The following is an 18170-nucleotide window of genomic DNA, read 5'->3' as shown; positions in this document are numbered from 1 at the left end:
CCTTAGGGTCGTGACCATGGCTACTCCTGACTTCATCCGCACCCTGCGTGCCTCGGCCGGCCACCAGCTGCTCTGGCTCCCCGGGGTCACCGCCCTCGTCTTCGACGACCAGGGCAGAGTGCTGCTCAACCGCCGGACCGACACCCGCAAGTGGTCGGTGATCGGCGGCATCCCGGACCCGGGAGAGCAGCCCGCGGCCTGCGCCGTGCGGGAGGTCTACGAGGAGACGGCCGTGCGCTGCGTCGCCGAACGGGTCGTCCTCGTCCAGGCGCTGGACCCCGTCACCTACGAGAACGGCGACACCTGCCAGTACATGGACATCACCTTCCGCTGCCGCGCCGTCGGCGGCGAACCGCGCGTCAACGACGACGAGTCCCTGGACGTGCGCTGGTTCGACATCGATGCCCTGCCGGAACTGGACGAGCTCTGTCTGTTCCGGATCAAGCAGGCTGTGTCGGACGCCCCCACATGGTTCGACCCCACTGCCTCCGGCTGAACTATGGGGTGTGACCACATGGGGTGCGGCGGGGACGCTGCCTAGGGTCGACGCATGACCGCGCCCCGTGTCCTTCCGGCTCCCCACGCCTCCCCGCTCGACCTCGGCGGCCGCACCGCGCTCGTCACCGGCGCCGCCGGCGGCATCGGCCGCGCCTGCGCGCTGCGGCTCGCGGCCGCCGGGGCCAAGGTCAGAGCCGTCGACCGGGACGCCGCGGGTCTCGAGGCCCTCGCCGAACAGGGCCGCGGCCTCGCAGGCACCGTGGAACCGCACGTCCTCGACCTCACCGACCTGGACGCCGCCGAACTCGCCGCCGCCGGCACCGACGTCCTCGTCAACAACGCCGGAATCCAGTTGGTACGGCCCCTCGAGGAGTTCCCGCCCGACGTCTTCCACACGGTGCTCACCGTGATGCTGGAGGCACCGTTCCGGCTCATCCGCGGTGCCCTGCCCCACATGTACGGACAAGGCTGGGGCCGCATCGTGAACGTGTCCTCCGTCCATGGGCTGCGCGCCTCGGCCTACAAGTCGGCCTATGTGGCCGCCAAACACGGCCTGGAGGGACTGTCCAAGACCGCCGCCCTCGAAGGCGCACCCCACGGTGTCACCTCGAACTGTGTGAACCCCGCCTATGTGCGCACCCCACTGGTCGAGAAGCAGCTCGCCGACCAGGCCCAGGCGCACGGCATCCCCGAGGAACGCGTCCTGTCCGAGGTGCTGCTGCAGGACAGTGCCGTGAAACGGCTCATCGAACCGGAGGAGGTCGCCGAGGCCGTGGCCTATCTGTGCGGCCCGCAGGCGTCCTTCGTGACCGGTACCTCACTCGTCCTCGACGGCGGCTGGACCGCTCACTGAGCGGCCTGACCCGTCGGGCGGGGAGTTGTCCACAGGCCTGACGGGACGGGCGGGTGATGGTGAATCCTGTGGGCATGTCCAGCGATCACGTCCAGCAAGCCGAGCACTCCACCGGTAAGGCCCCCGCGGCGAGCGCCGAGACGCCGTACCTCGAGCTCCTGGCCAGGGGCGCGTCCGCCGAGGCCTACGAGCAGCCGGTGCTGCTCGCGCGCGCCGAGGGACGCCCGGCGGAGCGGATCGCCGCGCTCGAGCAGGCCAAGCCGCTCGCGCTGCGGGTGCGCTCGGAGCTGGAAGGACGGCGCCGGCGCGAAGCCGAGCTGTCCGCGCTGTTCGAGACCGCCCACGACCTCTCCGGGCTGCGCGACCTGGACGCCGTGCTCCAGGCGATCGTGCAGCGTGCCCGATCGCTGCTGGGCACGGACGTCGCCTACCTCAGCCTGAACGACCCGGCGCGGGGCGACACCTACATGCGGGTCACCGAGGGCTCGGTCGCGGCCCGGTTCCAGCAACTGCGGCTCGGCATGGGGGAGGGCCTCGGCGGCCTGGTCGCCCAGACGGCACGCCCCTATGTCACCGATGACTACTTCAAGGACGACCGCTTCCAGCACACCCTCAGCATCGACGCCGGAGTGCGGGACGAGGGGCTCGTGGCCATCCTCGGCGTGCCCCTGACGCTCGGGCACCACGTCATCGGTGTGCTGTTCGCAGCCGACCGCCGTGCCCGGGTCTTCGAGCGGGAGCAGATCGCCCTGCTCGGCTCCTTCGCGGCCCTCGCCGCGGCCGCCATCGACACCGCCAACCTGCTCACCGAGACCCGGTCGGCCCTCGCCGAGCTGGAACGGGCCAACGAGATCATCCGGGACCGCAGCGGCGTCATCGAGCGCGCCTCCGACGTGCACGACCGGCTCGCCGAGCTCGTGCTGCGCGGCGGCGGGGTCCACGACGTGGCCGCCGCGGTCTCCGAGGTCCTCGACGGCACGGTCGAGTTCACCGAGGCCGCCACGGCGCCGGCCGAGGCCCTGGAGGTCTCGCGGGTGGAGGGGCACGCGGTGCGGCACGAGGACGACTGGATCGCCGCCGTCGCCGCCGGCGGGGAACTGCTCGGCGCACTCGTGCTGCGGGGCCACCCGGGGCTCGACCCCGTCGACCAGCGCACCCTGGAGCGTGCCGCCATGGTCACGTCCCTGCTGCTGCTCGCCCGCCGGTCCGCCGCAGAGGCCGAACAGCGGGTGCGGGGCGAGCTCCTGGACGACCTGCTGGACGCCCGGGACCGCGACCCGCGCCTGCTCCGGGAGCGCGCGACCCGCCTCCACGCCGACCTCGACGCGGTCCACGTGGTGCTGGCCGCGCGGCTCGAGGGTGACGCGGCCGACGCCGACCAGGAAGCGCACACCCGCAGACGTCTGGCGGCCGCGGCCTCCCACCTCGCGGCGACCCGGCACGGACTGGCCTCCGCACGCGACGGCGGCACCGTCCTGCTGCTGCCCCTCCACCCCGGCGCCACCGCCACCGATGTGGCCCGCCGCGCCGCCCGGCAGCTGGGCACCGCGGTGCACGCACCGGTCACCGTCGGCGCCTCCGCGCCCGCCGCCGACCTCGCCACCCACCCCGATGCCGTGGCCACGGCCTACGGGGAAGCCCGGCGCTGCCTCGACGCCCTGCGGCTCCTCGGCCGTTCCGGCGACGGGGCCGCCGCCGAGGACTTCGGCTTCCTGGGACTGCTCCTGGCCGGCGACCGGGACATCCCTGGCTTCGTCGACCGGACCATCGGCGAGGTCGCCGAGTACGACGCCCGACGCGGCACCGAACTGCTACGCACGCTCGACGCGTACTTCGCCTGCGGCATGAGTCCCGCCCGCACCAAGGACGAACTGCACGTCCATGTGAACACGGTCGCCCAGCGCCTGGAACGCGTCGGCCGCCTCCTCGGCGACGACTGGCAGAGCCCGGCCCGCGCTCTGGAGATCCAACTCGCCCTGCGCCTGCACCGGTTGTCGGGCCCGGCGCGGCACTGATCCCCGTGCGCCCGTCCGACGCACGGGGATCAGTGCCGGTCCCCTCAGACGGTGCGGGCGTCCGCCGCGGGGGCCGTCGTTCCGTCCGCGCCGGCGGGCGGCACGACGTCGGCCAGGTCCCGGTGGCGGGTCTCCTTGGCCACCGCCACCGCGACGACCGTGAGCACCGCGGCGGCGATGACGTACAGGGCGATCGGCGTGGAACTGCCGTAGTCGGACAGCAGCGCGGTGGCGATGAGCGGCGCGGGCGCGCCGGCCGCGACCGAGGCGAACTGGGCGCCGATGGACGCACCGGAGTAACGCATCCGCGTCGCGAACATCTCCGAGAAGAACGCGGCCTGGGGCGCGTACATCGCGCCGTGCAGCACCAGCCCGACCGTGACGGCGAGGATCAGGTTCCCGAAGCCGCCGGTGTCGATCAGGGAGAAGAACGGAAACATCCACAGTCCGACACCGGCGGCACCCATCAGATAGACGGGACGACGTCCGATCCGGTCGGAGAGCGCTCCCCAGGCCGGGATGACCGCGAAGTGCACGGCCGAGGCGATCAGCACGGCGTTGAGCGCCGTCTGCTTGGAGACACCGGCCGAGGTGGTGGCGTAGACGAGGATGAACGCGGTGATGACGTAGTAGCTGATGTTCTCCGCCATGCGCGCCCCCATGGCGACCAGCACATCACGCCAGTGGTGCCGCAGCACGGCGACGAGCGGCATCTTCTCCGCGTCCCCGGACCGGTCCGCCTTGCGGGCCTCGGCCTGTGCCAGCGCCTGCTTGAAGACGGGCGATTCATCGACAGACAGACGAATCCACAAGCCGACGATCACCAGCACACCGGAGAGCAGGAACGGGATCCGCCAGCCCCAGCTGCCGAACGCGGCGTCCGACAGCACGGCCGTCAGCAGGGACAGCACCCCCGTCGCCAGCAACTGCCCCGCCGGCGCGCCGGTCTGCGGCCACGAGGCCCAGAACCCGCGCCGCCGCGCGTCCCCGTGCTCCGACACCAGAAGCACGGCACCGCCCCACTCACCGCCGAGGGCGAACCCCTGGACCAGCCGGAGCACGGTGAGCAGGACCGGTGCGGCCGTCCCGATGGTGGCGTGCGTCGGCAGCAACCCGATCGCGAAGGTCGCCCCGCCCATCAGCAGCAGACTCAGCACCAGCAGCTTCTTGCGCCCGAGCCGGTCACCGTAGTGCCCGAACACCAGCGCGCCCAGCGGCCGGGCGGCGAACCCGACCGCATAGGTCAGGAACGACAGCAGCGTGCCGACGAGCGGGTCGGAGTCCGGGAAGAACAGCTGGTTGAACACGAGCGCGGCTGCGGAGCCGTAGAGGAAGAAGTCGTACCACTCGATGGTGGTGCCGATGAGGCTGGCGGCGACGATGCGCCGGAGGTTCGCGGGTGGTGGTGGAGCGGTGGTTCCGGAGGCCATGTGCGCCACTTCCTCGTGTGCGGTGGGGACGGGTACGTGTGCGCACACGGTAGGAATCCGCAGGTCAGGGGCACATGTGGTGGGACTACATAGTTCGGGGGCGGGGTGTGCGTGTTGCCCCCATGTCTGTGCTTCGACGGCCGTCCCGGGGTTCTGATCATTGAGGGCTTTTCAAGGTGATCCAAGCCTCGTGAGCGCTTCCTGGCGTTTCTACCAGGACGGTTGCGTGTCGAGGCCCGGTGGGGTCAACCCGTGGCGGCCCGCTCGATCAGGTCCGCGGCCGTATGCAGCCCGTCGCGCGCCCGGATCATCTCGCCGGCCTCGGTGAGGGTGCGCCGCAGGGCCGTGTCGCCGAGCAGACGGCCGATCGCGCCGTGGAGTTGGGCGTCGGTGAAGCGGTATGGGTCGAGCCGGACGCCGTAACCCAGTTCGGCCATGCGCTGGGCGTTGTCGTGCTGGTCCCAGAACAGCGGCAGCAGGATCATGGGCTTGCCGAAGTGGAGGGCCTCGGTGGTCGTGTTGTTGCCGCCATGCGTGATGACGAGGTCGACGAGCGGCAGGATCCGGGTCTGCGGCAGGTACTCCTCGCCCCACATGTCGGTCGGTAACTCGATGTCCTCGTGCAGCGGGCCTTTGGAGACGATGTAGCGGTGCGGGGTGCGGGCGAGTGAGGCGATGACCCTGCGCATGAGGTCCACGTCGGCCGAGCCGAGCGAGCCGAGGCTGAAATAGATCAGCGCTCCGCCACCGGCCAGGCCGGGCGGCAGCGTGAACCTCTCTTCCGTCTCGCGGACCGAGGAGTCCAGCCGGTGCCAGGTGGGGCCCAGGGGACGGGCGTCCGTGTAGTCGGCCGACTCGGGATAGACGTACAGGTTGAGGTCGCCCTCGTGGATGAACTCCAGGTCGGGCAGCGGACGCGCGCCCTGCTCGGTCACCCAGGCGCTGAAGTCGCTCCACAGGCTCCGGTGCGTGCGGTCGTACTCGGCTCGGAACTCGTCCCACCCGCTCCGGTCCCCGGCCGGATATCCGGAGAACGGCGGCGGAACGTGCTCGCCTTTCATCTCCAGCGGGTTGCAGGAGACGATCCGCACGAAGGGGACACCCGCCGTGGTCAACGCCGGGAAGCACACGACGTTGTCCTCGACGATGACATCCGGCCGGACCCGGTCGACGATCTCCTTCAATCGCGGCTCGCAGTACCGGGCGCCGGAGACCAGCTCCTCCCACACCGGCTTGATCCACGTTCCCAGCTGCTCGATGGTCGGCTTCCGGAACTCGGGCGCGGTGTCGCGTACGAATTCCTTCCAGAACTGGCCGGCCTCCTGGGGCTGTTCGGGCGGCGGGGCCAGATCGACCAGTTCCTCATCGAATCCGAGCGGCGTGAGGCGCCCCTTCCAGGACGCCTCCGCGGCGAACACCACACGGTGCCCCCGCCGGCGCAGGACACTCCCGATCCCCACGCAGTTGTTCGTCGGTCCGTAGGCGCTCTCCGGTGCGAAGAGGATGGTCAGGGGCCGTAACGCTCTCCCTGTACGTGACAAGCCCAACTCCTTTGCAGGCAAGGACGGTCACAGAGTTTCGCACCGGGCTCGAACGCCGGGCAAGACCACCGGAGCCGCCCGGCGGAGGCGCTTGGACGATCATCACGGCCGCCGGGTATGCGGAGCCGACCCCGGGCGCGGCCGCGGCGGAGACAGTTCGAGGCGTGAGCCCGCGTGAGGACCTCGTGGGGATCGCTTCCGAACTGAAGGACCAGGCGCACGGTCCCTCACCGGTCCACCCGTTCCGCGGTGCCCCGCCACGTCCGGGGCAGTCCGTTCCACCGGATGCCGGAATCCCTCGTGTGAGCGGGCGGGCAATGTGGGACCGATGCTGCATGCGCATCGTGGTCACCGGGCCGACCCGGAAACATCGGCTGCGTCGCAGGCAGCCTGCGGGCCGGTACGGGGCCCGGACCTGTCCCGATCGAGGGGGAAGCCCTGGACGTGGTGGTGCGATGCCCGTGACCGCCCACACGGCCCCGACGCGGCCCGGACCGTCGCGCGTTGTGCTGCTGCTCTCAGCCGCCCACGGCGGGCCGGCGCTGGCGGTCACCGTCATCACCGGGCTGCTGGCGCTCCGCGGCGGTCTGCATCCGTGGGACGCCGCCGCCGTCACCGCGGCGGTGTTCACCGGGCAGCTCACGATCGGCTGGGGCAACGACCTGCTCGACCTCTCGCGCGACCGTGCCGTGGGCCGCACCGACAAGCCGTTGGCCGCGGGCTCCCTCCCGGCCGCCTGGGTGACGCGTGCCCTGGCCGTGGCCGCACTCGCCTCCCTTCTGCTCTCCCTGCTCGCCGGCCGGCGCAGCGCGCTGGCCCATGTCGTTCTCGCCGTCGGCGCGGGCCACGCCTACAACCTCGGGCTCAAGGCGACCCCGTGGTCATGGGCGCCGTACGCGTGCGGCTTCGGGACGCTGCCCTCGGTCGTCACCCTCGCCGGTCCGGCCCAGAGCTGGGCGTCATGGTGGATGACCGGTGCCGGCGCCGCGCTCGGCGTCGGAGCGCATCTGCTCAACGTGCTGCCCGACCTCGCCGACGACGAACTCACCGGTGTCCGCGGACTGCCCCACCGGATCGGCGAACGCCTCTCGCGCGGCCTGGCCGCCGTGCTGCTCACCGCCGCCTCCGCGCTCGCCGTGGCCGGTCCCGCCGGGCCCGCTCCGGCGTGGGCGTGGATGATCCTGGCACTGGTGGCCGCCCTCGCGGTGCTCACGTGGTTCGCCCGCGGGCGCGCTCCTTTCCGTGCCGCGGTGACCATCGCGCTGCTCGACGTCGCGCTGCTGGTGGCCGGCTGATGATGACGTCGGTCTGCCCGTCCGTACCGCCGCGGCGCTCGGCCTCGACCGGGTGCGCGTCGCGCCCCACCGCACCGTCCAAGGAGTCAGCATGACCATGCGCGTCCTCAGCGTCCGTGGCGTCCTGCCCGAGCACCGCCACCGGCAGGAGGAGATCACCGAGTTCCTCACCACCACACGGGTCGTGAACCCGGTCGACCGCGGCGTCGTCGAGCGGCTCCACCGCAACGTCTGTGTCGAGACCCGGCACACCGTGCTGCCGCTGGAGGAGTACAGCCGGATCGAGGACTTCGGCCAGTCGAACGACCTCTTCATCCAGGCCGGTGTCGAACTCGGCGGTCGCGCCGTCGTCGACGCGCTCAAGGCCGTCGGCCTCACACCGGCCGCCGTCGACTGCATCGTCTCCTGCACGGTGACCGGCCTGGCGGTGCCCTCCCTCGAGGCCCGCGTCGCGGCGGAGATCGGACTGCGCCCCGACGTGGTGCGCCTGCCCCTCGTCGGACTGGGCTGCGTCGCCGGCGCGGCGGGCATCGCCCGTCTGCACGACCTGCTGCGCGGCCGCCCGGACGGTGTGGCGGTGCTGATGTCGGTCGAGTTGTGCTCGCTCACGCTCCAGCGGGACGACACCTCGGTCGCCAACCTCGTGGCCGGCGGCCTGTTCGGGGACGGTGCGGCAGCGGTGGTCGCCGTCGGGTGCGAGCACCCCCTCGCGCGGTCCGACGATCCCGCCGCTCCCGAAGTACTCGCCTCCCGCAGCCGTCTCTACCCCGACTCCGAACGTCTGATGGGCTGGCAGATCGGCTCCGGCGGGTTCAGAGTCGTGCTCGACCCCGCGGTCCCCGACCTGGTGCGCCGGTACGTCGGTGACGACGTCCGCGGCTTTCTCGCCGATCACGGACTGGCATCTGACGACCTCGAGTGGTACGTCGCCCACCCGGGCGGTCCCAAGGTCCTCGAGGCGTTGCAGGACGCCCTCGGTGTCGACCGGGACGCGCTGGGCGTGACCTGGGACTCGCTGCGCCGGATCGGCAACCTGTCCTCCTCCTCGGTGCTGCACGTCCTGGCCGACACGCTCGCCGACCGCCCACCGCCGCCCGGCTCCTACGGGCTCATGCTCGCCATGGGCCCCGGGTTCTGCTCCGAGCTGGTGCTCCTCCGCGCCCCGGGGGGTGGGCGGTGAGCAGCGAGGCCCTGTTCACCCTCCTGGTCCTGGCCGTGGGCCTGGAGCGGGTCGCCGAGCTGGCCGTCTCCCGCCGCAACACCGTCTGGAGCCTCGCGCGGGGCGGCGTGGAATCCGGGCGCGGGCACTACCCGTTCATGGTGGTGCTGCACACGGCCCTGCTCGCCGGCGCGCTCGTGGAGGTGTGGGCGCGACGACCGGACGCCGTGCCGCCCCTGGCCTGGGCCATGCTCGGCCTCGTCGCCGTCGCGCAGGGGCTGCGCTGGTGGTGCATCGCGACACTGGGCCGGCAGTGGAACACCCGGGTGATCGTCGTGCCGGGCGCCGCCCGGGTGACCGGCGGCCCCTATCGCTGGATCCCGCACCCAAACTACGTCGCTGTCGTGATCGAGGGACTCGCGCTCCCTCTCGTGCACGTGGCCTGGGCCACGGCCGCCGTCTTCACCGTACTGAACGGAGCCCTGCTCGCCACGCGCGTCCGCGCCGAGGACGCCGCCCTGGCACGGCTGGCCTGAGGAGGCACGCATGGACCTGCTCGTCGTCGGCGGGGGACCCGCGGGCCTGGCCACGGCCCTGCACGCGGCCCGGGCGGGACTCGACGTCTCCGTCTGGGAGCAGCGGGCCGGCATCGTCGACAAGGCGTGTGGCGAGGGCCTGATGCCGGGCGCCGTCGCCGCCCTGTCAGCGCTGGGCGTGCACCCGCCGGGGCGCGACCTGCGAGGCATCCGCTACGTCGCCGGGCCCCGCCACGTCGACGCCGGCTTCCGAGCGGGCCCGGGGCGCGGGGTGCGGCGTACGACGCTGCACGCGCTGCTGCGTGAGGCGGTGCTGGCAGCGGGCGTACGCGTCGACCGGCGCACCGCGCACCACGTCGAGCAGGACCGGGACGCGGTGGTGGTGGACGGCACCCGCGCCGGCCATCTCGTGGCGGCCGACGGACTGCACTCGCCGATCCGCGGCGCCCTGGGACTGAACCGGCCGCGCCGGGCCCGTCAGCGGCACGGGCTGCGTCGCCACTACCGCCTCGCCCCCTGGAGCGACCATGTGGAGGTGTACTGGGCCCGCGAGGCGGAGGCCTATGTGACCCCGGTGGCCGACGACCTCGTAGGCGTCGCGGTGCTCACCACCGCCCGCCGGTCGTACGACGACCACCTCGCCGCCTTCCCCGAGTTGCGGGAGCGGCTGGCCGGGGCCGGCCCGGCCGGACGGGTACGGGGGGCCGGCCCGTTCCGCCAGACCGCGAACGCACGCACAGCCGGCCGGGTGCTGCTCGTGGGCGATGCCGCCGGCTACGTCGACGCGCTGACCGGCGAGGGCATCGCGCTGGCGCTCGCGCAGGCGGCTGCCGCGGTGCGTGCCATCACCAGCAACGACCTGCCGGCCTACGAGCGGGAGTGGCGGCACATCACCCGCCGCCACCGCTGGCTGACGCACGCGCTCCTCGGCGTGACGAGGACGCTCCCGGCCCGCGCGGCGCTGGTGCCCGTCGCCGGGCGGCTGCCGTGGCTGTTCTCCGCGACCGTCGGCATGCTGGCACGCTAGCGGGCCGGCACGCCCGGCCCGGCCGGCCGGGTAGCCGAGCGGCCCCGCGGGGGAAGCCTTTTCAGGCGATGGAAGCCGAAAGGATGGCCGACACGGCGAGATTGCAGGACGCCGTCACCCAGACCGCGGGGTGCGGCTCCGGTTCGACCAGCGCCGCGCCCAGGCGTCCCGGCGTGATCAGGTCCACCACCAGGAACGCCACCGCCATCATCACCAGACCGAGCAGCCCGAACGCGGCGGTCGAGACCAGGCCCTTGCCGAAGTCCTCGTAGGTCGTCCAGATCGACGTGAACACGATGCCGCCGATACCGAGCAGTGCGGAGCTGAGCACCAGGGCGGCGTTGCGGTTGCGCTGCTCCCAGATCTGCCGGCCGAGCTTACCGGGCGTCAGCACGTCGACCAGGACGATGCCGAGGACCAGCAGGACCAGGCCGAGCCCGCCGTAAGCGGTGGCCCTGCCGAGTCCGTTGACGATGTCGCTCATGGCGTGGCTGCTCCGTAGCGTGAAAGATCATGAATGATCGCGGTCAAGGAGGAGCAAAATGTAACGCACCTGTCCGATGACCTGACCAACCCGGGTGGCGGAGAGCACGGTGCAGCCTTTTGGCCTAGGACTCCTTGTTCTCGAATCGCCGCTCACCGGACGCGGTGCAACCGTCTACCTATGATCTCGACACAGAACGCTGAGACGAACGCTGGAACGATCAGTGCCCGTGACTGTCGCCGCCGCAGGGCGAGTCCGGCGGCCGTGGTCCTGGCGGCCGTGATGCTGGCGGGCGTTGCCACGAGCGCGGAGGCCCTGCCGCCTGTTCAGGCAGGGCCCGACTGGGACGCCATCGCCGCGTGCGAGTCCGGCGGCAACTGGAAGGCGAACACCGGCAACGGCCATTACGGCGGTCTGCAGTTCAGCCAGTCCAGCTGGGTCGCCGCCGGTGGACGCAAGTACGCCCCCCGTGCCGACCTGGCCACCCGCAAGGAACAGATCACCGTGGCCAGGCGCCTGGCCGCACTGCAGGGCATGTCCGCGTGGTCCTGCGCCCACCGGGGCTGAACAGCGCAGGCCCCGGAACGGTTCGACGAACCCCCGTGCTCAGGGACGGCTGGTGAGGTAGCCGCCCATGGAGGTGAAGTACTCGGTCGCGCCCAACTCCCGGCCGTCCTCCGTCCGTACGCGCGTGATGGACAGACCGTGGTTGCGGCCGGTACGGGCGTCGGACCCGGCGACGATCACCACGCCGTCGTCCTCGCGGTAGAAGATGCGGCCGGGCGTACCGCCGTAGCGGCCCTGGCTGACCACGGCGGCGAGGACCTCGAGCCGCTTGCCCTTGTGGAAGGTGAAGGCGCTGGGGTACGGCTCGGACTGGGCGCGGATCAGGCGCTGGAGATCCTCCGCCGGCCAGGTCCAGTCGATGCGGCTGTCCTCGACGGACCGCTTGTGGAAGAAGCTGGCCTGGGACCGGTCCTGCGGGGTGAACTCCGTCTGCCCGGCGGCGATGAGGGCGAGCGCGCCGGTGGTGACCGGGGCGATGAGGTCGACGGTCTTGTGGAAGAGGTCGGTGGCGGTGTCCGCCGGCCCGACCGGCACCGCCTCCTGGAGGACGATGTCGCCGGCGTCGAGTTCGTCGTTCATCATGTGCGCGGTGACGCCCACTTCGGGCTCACCGTTGATCAGGGCCCAGATCAGCGGGGAGAACCCGGCGTACTTCGGCAGCAGCGAGTCGTGCACGTTCAGGGTGCCGTGGCGCGGGAGGCCGAAGACGCGTGGCGGGATCCAGGTGCGCCAGTTGTTGGCCACGATGATGTCCGGGTCGGCCTCCTTGAGGCGCTGGAACAACTCGTCGTCGTCAGGGCGATTGCGGATCACCACCGGGACGCCGTGTTCCTCGGCGAGGTCGGCGACGGAGTCGCTCCAGATCTTCTCGTACGCGTGCTCGCTCTTCGGGTGTGTCACCACGAGGACCACGTCGTGTTCGGAGTCCAGGAGGGCTTGCAGGGTGCGATGCCCCCAGGTCTGGTAGCCGAACATGACGACCCGCATGGGCTTCCTCCTCAGGGCTGGGTGTGCGCGAGGCAAGTAAAGCAAGGCTTGCCTTAGTGCACAACAGCCCCTTGTGGGCTCGCACTTGAGAGCTTAGGCTCACCTAAGTTCTCGGTTTGCCGCTCCGTCAGCGTGCCCGCTCCTCGTACTGTCCCCACGCATGACAGGCGTCTGCCCCGCACGATGGGAGAGACATGTCACGGGTTCTTCCTGGTGACGCAACACCGGTACACGACCTCATTGGCGTCGGCTTCGGACCGTCCAACGTGGCCATGGCGATCGCCGTCGGCGAGCACAACGCACAGGCCGGAGGGCAGGAGGCGATCTCCGCTCACTTCTTCGAGCAGCAGCCCCGCTTCGGCTGGCACCGCGGCATGCTCATCGACGACGCGACCATGCAAGTGTCCTTCCTCAAGGACCTGGTGACGCTTCGGAACCCGGCCAGCGAGTTCAGCTTCCTGTGCTACCTCAAGAGCAGGGGACGGCTGATCGACTTCATCAACCACAAGAACCTCTTCCCGCTGCGGGTGGAGTTCCACGACTACTTCGAGTGGGCCGCGGCCCAGGTCGAGGGCATGGTCTCCTACGGTCACGAGGTCGTCGGCGTCGCGCCCGTCGTGCGTGACGGAGCCGTGGAGTGCCTGGAAGTGACGGTCCGTTCGGGCGAGGGCCTCATGGTCCAACGGGCCCGGAACCTCGTCATCGGCACCGGGCTGCGCCCTCTCATGCCGGAAGGGGTGGAGCGTAGCGGCCGCGTCTGGCACAACTCCGAACTACTCGCGAAGGTCGATGACTTGGAGGACACCTCGCCCTCCCGGTTCATCGTCGTCGGCGCGGGGCAGAGCGCCGCCGAGAACGTGGCCTACCTGCACCGCCGTTTCCCCGAGGCCGAGATCTGCGCGGTCTTCTCCCGCTACGGCTACAGCCCCGCCGACGACAGCGGCTTCGCCAACCGGATCTTCGACCCCGCGGCGGTCGACGAGTACTTCGCCGCGCCCGAGAACGTCAAACGCCGGCTGATGGACTACCACGGCAACACCAACTACTCCGTGGTGGACATCGACCTCATCGACGATCTGTACCGCCAGATGTACCAGGAGAAGGTCCTCGGCACCGAGCGGCTCCGCTTCCTCAACGTGTCCCGGCTGACCGCCGTCGAGGAGACGCCGGACAAGGTCCGTGCCACCGTGACGTCCCTCGTCACGGGCGACGAGACACCACTCGACGCGGACGTCGTGGTGTTCGCCACCGGCTACAGCCCCGCCGACCCCCTCGGCATCCTCGGTGAGGTCGCCGACCACTGCCTCCGCGACGACGAGGGCCGGGTCCGCGTCGAGCGCGACTACCGCATCGCGACCGAGCCCGGTCTGCGCTGCGGCATCTATCTGCAGGGCGGCACGGAGCACACCCACGGCATCACGTCGTCCCTGCTGTCCAACACGGCCATCAGGGTCGGCGAGATCCTGGACTCGCTGCTCGACCGGGGCCTCAAGTCCGCCTCCGACGAGGCCCGCACGGTCGCCGACGGAGCGGCGGCACCGCCCGTTGGTCCGCCCTCCTGAACCAAAGGGATAACGTACGTCGACATGGGCACGACTGCAGTGGAGCGCCCCGCGCTCGGGGGCTCAACACCGGCCCGGCGGCGGCGGGTTGTGGGTATGGGCACGCTGCTGGTGATCCTCGTGATCGCGGCGGCGGTGTCGTTGGCCGTCGGTGCGCGCGCGTTGAGCCCCGCCGAGGTGTGGCACGGGCTGTTCGCGGCGCCGGACTCCGACCAGCGGCTCACCGAGATCAGGCTCATCGTGCAGACCGTGCGGGTGCCCCGGACGGTGCTCGCGGTGGTGGCGGGCATCGCCCTGGGCGTCGGCGGGGCGTTGATCCAGGGATACACCCGCAACCCGATCGCCGACACGGGCCTGCTGGGCGTGAACACCGGCGCCTCGTTCGCCGTGGTGTCGGTGATCGCCCTGTTCGGGCTCACCGACCCCTTCCAGTACGTCTGGTTCGCCTTCCTGGGGGCCGCGGCCGCGGGTGTCGTCGTGTTCGGGCTGGCGAGCGTCGGCAGGGGAGCCGGCAACCCGCTGACGCTCGCCCTCGCCGGTCAGGGCATCGCCGTGTTCCTCGCGGCGATGACCACCGCGGTCGCGCTGTCGGACAAGGAGTCGCTGAACGCGCTGCGGTTCTGGAACGCGGGCTCCGTGGCCGGTGTCGGCTTCGACGTCATCTGGCCGGTGACCGGATTCATCGTGGCCGGGCTGGTGCTGGCACTGACCACACTGCCCGCCATCAACCTGCTCACCATGGGTGACGACGTGGCGCGGGGCCTCGGGGTCAACATCGCGCTGAGCCGGACCGTCGGCATCACCGCCATCACGCTGCTGGCGGGCGCGGCCACCGCGGCGTGCGGCCCCATCGCGTTCCTCGGGCTCATGGTGGCCCATGTGGCCCGCTACCTGACCGGGCCGGACTACCGCTGGCTGGTGCCGTACGCCGGTCTGCTCGGAGCCGTCGTGCTGCTGGTCTGTGACATCGTCGGCCGCCTGGTGGTGCGGCCGAGCGAGCTGGACGCGGGTGTCCTCGTCGCTCTTCTCGGCGCTCCGTTCTTCGCGGGGCTGGTGTGGCGTGGAAAGTTCAAGAACGCATGAACGGGACGGGTGTGCGGCCGAACGGGGCGGACGTGAAGACTTCGGTGGCGCCGGGCCTGCGGTTCGCGGGTGTGTCGTTCGTCTGGCGGCCCTGGATCGTCCTCGTCACGCTGCTGCTCGCGGTGGCGGCCTTCCTGCTGTTCTGTCTGTCGATCGGCGTCGGTGACTTCCCCATCGGACTGTCCCAGGTGATCGCCACGCTCCTCGGCAGGGGCGAGCAGGTCGACGAGTTCGTCATCATGGACCTGCGGATGCCGCGTGCCCTGGCCGGGCTCGTCGTGGGGGTGGCGCTGGGGGTGTCCGGGGCGATCACGCAGTCCGTCGCGCGCAATCCGCTGGCCAGCCCGGACATCCTGGGGATCACCAACGGCGCCAGCGCCACCGCGGTGTTCCTGGTGACGGTCTCGGGCGGGACCGCCGCGGCGATCGTCAGCTCCGTGGGTCTGTCCGCGGCGGCGCTCGCAGGCGGACTCGGTACTGGCCTGCTGGTGTACTTCCTGGCGTGGCGGCGCGGGATCGACGGGTTCCGGCTCATCCTCATCGGCATCTCGGTGAGTGCGGTGATGGAGGCGATCACGACCTGGCTGCTGGTCACGGCCGACATCAGGGATGTCGCCCGCGCCCAGGCGTGGCTGGTCGGCTCGCTGGACGACCGGTCGTGGGACGAGGTCCGCATCGCGCTCTGGGGCACGCTCGTCCTCCTGGTCGTCGTGGCGTGCGCCGCCTTCCAGTTCAAGCCGATGCATCTCGGGGACGACGTCGCCGCGGGGCTCGGCGTCCGGTACACGCGGGTGCGTGCGGTCCTGTTGCTGTGCGCGGTCCTGCTGGCCGGTGTGGCGGTGAGCGCCGCGGGTCCGGTTCCGTTCGTCGCGCTGGTGGCGCCGCAGGTGGCCATGCGGCTGGCGAGGTGCCCGACACCGCCCATGGTGGCCTCCGGTGTGGTGGGAGCCCTGTTGCTGATCGGCGCGGACCTGCTCGCGCGCACGGCGCTGCCGATCGGACTCCCGGTCGGTGTGGTCACCGCCGCGATCGGCGGCCCCTTCCTCGTCTATCTGCTGGTGCGGGCGAACCTCAGATAGCCGGTGCAAAGGTCAGGAAGCATGAACGGAGGGGGACTTGTGGGCGCTCAGCACACAACAACCGAGATCGAGCCGGAAGTCGTCGACGCCGCACGGCTGGCAGCGGAGGGCGTCACGGTCGGGTACGGCGCCCGGACGGTCATCGAGGATCTCGACGTGGCGATCCCGTCCGGGGTCGTCACCACGATCATCGGTCCCAACGGCTGCGGGAAATCGACCCTGTTGCGGACGCTGTCGCGGCTGCTGAAGCCGACCAGGGGGACGGTCGTACTTGACGGTGACGACATCGGCCGGCTCCGGACCAGGGACGTGGCGAAGAAGCTCGGCCTGCTGCCGCAGGCTCCGGTCGCGCCGGAAGGGCTGACGGTGTCCGACCTGGTCGCCAGGGGACGCCATCCGCACCAGAGCTGGCTGCGGCAGTGGTCCTCGGACGACGCCGCCGTCGTGGAGCGGGCGCTGGCGATGACCGGGGTCCTGGACCTGGCCGACCGCCCGGTGGACTCCCTGTCCGGCGGACAGCGTCAACGGGTCTGGATCTCCATGACGCTGGCCCAGGGCACGGACCTGCTGCTGCTGGACGAGCCGACCACCTACCTGGACCTGGCGCACGCGATCGACGTGCTCGACCTGGTGGACGACCTGCACGAGTCGGGCTGCACCGTGGTCATGGTGCTGCACGACCTCAACCTGGCCGTGCGCTACAGCGACAACCTCGTTGTGATGAGGGCCGGTTCGATCCTGGCGCAAGGACACCCACGTGACGTGGTCACCGCCGAGTTGCTGCACGAGGCGTTCGGGCTGCGCGCCGAGGTGATCGACGATCCGGTGAGTGACCGTCCGCTCATCGTGCCGATCGGACGCACTCACGTCCAACTCTCATAAATTCCGATGAAGTTGGGATAGTTAGGCTAGGCTAACCTCATCTGCTCACGCTAAGGTTTGCCTGCCCTTCGACGGGGGGCGCAGTGGAAAGCGCGAAAGCAAGGGGAAAGCGGATGCTCCTCAACAGAACGCCCCGGACGAAGCCGTGGCGGCGGACGGCGGCCGTACTGTCCGCCGCGACACTCGGCGTCGGCCTCCTCGCGGGCTGCGGCTCCGGCTCGGCGGACTCGGCGGACAACGCGAGCGACACCGACTCGACCGCTGCCGCCGGCGTATTCCCGGTCACGGTGGAGCACGCATTCGGATCCACGGAGGTCACCAAGGCTCCCGAGCGGGTCGTCACCGTCGGCTACACGGACGACCAGACCGTCCTGGCGTTCGGTGTCAAGCCGGTCGGCATGACCGACCAGTACCCGAACCCGGCGGGCAAGAGCCCCGACATCAACACCCAGTGGCCCTGGGTGAAGGACAAGTGGGGCGACACCAAGCCTGAGGTCATCATGAAGAACGGTGACTCCGGCCCCAACTACGAGAAGATCGCCGCCCTGCGCCCCGACTTGATCATCGCGGTCTACTCCGAGGTCGACCGGGCCGCCTACGACAAGCTCTCCAAGATCGCTCCGACAGTGGGCCGCACCAAGGCGGAGAAGGAACCGTTCAGCGCGCCCTGGCAGGACAACGCGCTGCAGATCGCCAAGGCCCTCGGCAAGGCCGACGAGGGCGAGAAGATGATCGCGGACGTCGAGGGCCGGCTCGACGAGGCGAAGAAGGCCAACCCCGAGTTCGGGAAGGATACCGCCGTCGCGCTGTCCTGGTACGAGGACTCGGTGGCGCCGTTCACCTCCACCGACGTGCGCGGGCGGCTGGTGTCGGGCATCGGCTTCAAGTACCAGACCGAGATCGACAAGGTCGCGGGCGGTGACTTCTACACCAAGCTCTCACCCGAACGCGTCGACCTGGTCGACGTCGACCGCATCTTCGTCATCAACGACAAGGCGGACACGGAAGCACTGAAGAAGTTCAAGCTGTTCGCCAACCTGGACGCGGTCAAGAAGGGCAAGGTGTCGTACCTGCTGGACAGCGAGGGACCGGCGGTCGGCGCGGCCATCTCCCAGGGCACGCTGCTCTCCATGCCGTACGCGATCGACGAGCTCGTCAAGTCGGCCGGGTAG

General features: G+C 70.8%; 17 protein-coding genes. 13 read left to right on the top strand and 4 right to left on the bottom strand.

Annotated features, from left to right (window positions below; all coding sequences use genetic code 11):
- The first annotated feature begins 16 nt into the window (after positions 1-16).
- The 3 genes from IE97_RS0100290 (at position 17) to IE97_RS0100280 (ending at position 3366) form a co-directional block, all read left to right on the top strand.
- Complete coding sequence (locus tag IE97_RS0100290; protein WP_030147095.1) at positions 17-496, top strand: NUDIX hydrolase; 480 nt, start codon at positions 17-19, stop codon at positions 494-496.
- A gap of 54 nt (positions 497-550) precedes the next feature.
- Positions 551-1351 carry a 3-hydroxybutyrate dehydrogenase gene (locus IE97_RS0100285; RefSeq protein WP_030147094.1) on the top strand — a complete coding sequence of 267 codons (801 nt, stop codon included), beginning with the start codon at positions 551-553 and terminating at the stop codon, positions 1349-1351.
- 74 nt (positions 1352-1425) lie between these two features.
- On the top strand, positions 1426-3366 hold the full coding sequence (locus tag IE97_RS0100280; protein WP_030147093.1) for a helix-turn-helix domain-containing protein: 1941 nt from the start codon (positions 1426-1428) through the stop codon (positions 3364-3366).
- Between the two features lie 44 nt (positions 3367-3410).
- On the opposite strand, the gene IE97_RS0100275 is transcribed toward IE97_RS0100280, so the two are convergent.
- Both IE97_RS0100275 and IE97_RS0100270 read right to left on the bottom strand, forming a co-directional pair.
- Positions 3411-4796 carry an MFS transporter gene (locus IE97_RS0100275; protein ID WP_030147092.1) on the bottom strand — a complete coding sequence of 462 codons (1386 nt, stop codon included), beginning with the start codon at positions 4794-4796 and terminating at the stop codon, positions 3411-3413.
- A 245-nt stretch (positions 4797-5041) separates the two neighbouring features.
- Complete coding sequence (locus IE97_RS0100270) at positions 5042-6337, bottom strand: glycosyltransferase (RefSeq protein WP_199809786.1); 1296 nt, start codon at positions 6335-6337, stop codon at positions 5042-5044.
- Positions 6338-6843: 506 nt separating this feature from the next.
- Between IE97_RS0100270 and IE97_RS0100265 the strand changes: the two genes are divergently transcribed.
- The 4 genes from IE97_RS0100265 to IE97_RS0100250 all read left to right on the top strand — a co-directional run bounded on the left by IE97_RS0100265 (position 6844) and on the right by IE97_RS0100250 (position 10354).
- Positions 6844-7632, top strand: coding sequence for a UbiA family prenyltransferase (locus IE97_RS0100265; protein ID WP_324605856.1), 789 nt, complete (start codon positions 6844-6846; stop codon positions 7630-7632).
- Positions 7633-7723: 91 nt separating this feature from the next.
- On the top strand, positions 7724-8812 hold the full coding sequence (locus IE97_RS0100260) for a type III polyketide synthase (RefSeq protein ID WP_030147089.1): 1089 nt from the start codon (positions 7724-7726) through the stop codon (positions 8810-8812).
- Positions 8809-9327, top strand: coding sequence for an isoprenylcysteine carboxyl methyltransferase family protein (locus IE97_RS0100255; RefSeq protein WP_030147088.1), 519 nt, complete (start codon positions 8809-8811; stop codon positions 9325-9327). The genes IE97_RS0100260 and IE97_RS0100255 overlap by 4 nt, the downstream gene beginning before the upstream one ends.
- Before the next feature lie 10 nt (positions 9328-9337).
- The gene (locus IE97_RS0100250; RefSeq protein WP_030147087.1) at positions 9338-10354 is read left to right on the top strand and encodes an NAD(P)/FAD-dependent oxidoreductase; all 1017 of its coding nucleotides are present in this window, start codon (positions 9338-9340) and stop codon (positions 10352-10354) included.
- Positions 10355-10415: 61 nt separating this feature from the next.
- Here IE97_RS0100250 and IE97_RS0100245 read toward each other — a convergent pair whose 3' ends face one another.
- Positions 10416-10838 carry a DUF350 domain-containing protein gene (locus tag IE97_RS0100245; RefSeq protein WP_030147086.1) on the bottom strand — a complete coding sequence of 141 codons (423 nt, stop codon included), beginning with the start codon at positions 10836-10838 and terminating at the stop codon, positions 10416-10418.
- Positions 10839-11120: 282 nt separating this feature from the next.
- On the opposite strand from IE97_RS0100245, the gene IE97_RS0100240 reads away from it, so the two are divergent.
- Positions 11121-11405, top strand: a complete 285-nt coding sequence (locus tag IE97_RS0100240; protein WP_106975268.1) for a transglycosylase family protein — start codon at positions 11121-11123, stop codon at positions 11403-11405.
- Between the two features lie 39 nt (positions 11406-11444).
- Here the strand turns inward: IE97_RS0100240 and IE97_RS0100235 are convergent, their stop codons facing one another.
- Positions 11445-12392, bottom strand: a complete 948-nt coding sequence (locus IE97_RS0100235) for a methionyl-tRNA formyltransferase (protein WP_030147084.1) — start codon at positions 12390-12392, stop codon at positions 11445-11447.
- 194 nt (positions 12393-12586) lie between these two features.
- Between IE97_RS0100235 and IE97_RS0100230 the strand changes: the two genes are divergently transcribed.
- The 5 genes from IE97_RS0100230 to IE97_RS0100210 all read left to right on the top strand — a co-directional run bounded on the left by IE97_RS0100230 (position 12587) and on the right by IE97_RS0100210 (position 18170).
- Entirely contained in the window at positions 12587-13954 is a 1368-nt protein-coding gene (locus tag IE97_RS0100230; RefSeq protein WP_030147083.1) for a lysine N(6)-hydroxylase/L-ornithine N(5)-oxygenase family protein, read from the top strand.
- 24 nt (positions 13955-13978) lie between these two features.
- Positions 13979-15037 carry a FecCD family ABC transporter permease gene (locus tag IE97_RS0100225; RefSeq protein WP_030147082.1) on the top strand — a complete coding sequence of 353 codons (1059 nt, stop codon included), beginning with the start codon at positions 13979-13981 and terminating at the stop codon, positions 15035-15037.
- Complete coding sequence (locus IE97_RS0100220) at positions 15034-16116, top strand: FecCD family ABC transporter permease (RefSeq protein WP_030147081.1); 1083 nt, start codon at positions 15034-15036, stop codon at positions 16114-16116. Before IE97_RS0100225 ends, IE97_RS0100220 begins: the two co-directional genes overlap by 4 nt.
- Positions 16117-16155: 39 nt before the next feature.
- On the top strand, positions 16156-16998 hold the full coding sequence (locus IE97_RS0100215) for an ABC transporter ATP-binding protein (RefSeq protein ID WP_030147080.1): 843 nt from the start codon (positions 16156-16158) through the stop codon (positions 16996-16998).
- Positions 16999-17111: 113 nt separating this feature from the next.
- On the top strand, positions 17112-18170 hold the full coding sequence (locus tag IE97_RS0100210) for an iron-siderophore ABC transporter substrate-binding protein (protein WP_030147079.1): 1059 nt from the start codon (positions 17112-17114) through the stop codon (positions 18168-18170).

The organism is Streptomyces sp. NRRL S-455 (assembly GCF_000717875.1).
Lineage (GTDB): Bacteria > Actinomycetota > Actinomycetes > Streptomycetales > Streptomycetaceae > Streptomyces.
Note: the sequence above shows the minus strand (reverse complement) of the source record. Positions and strands in the feature narration are given on the sequence as shown.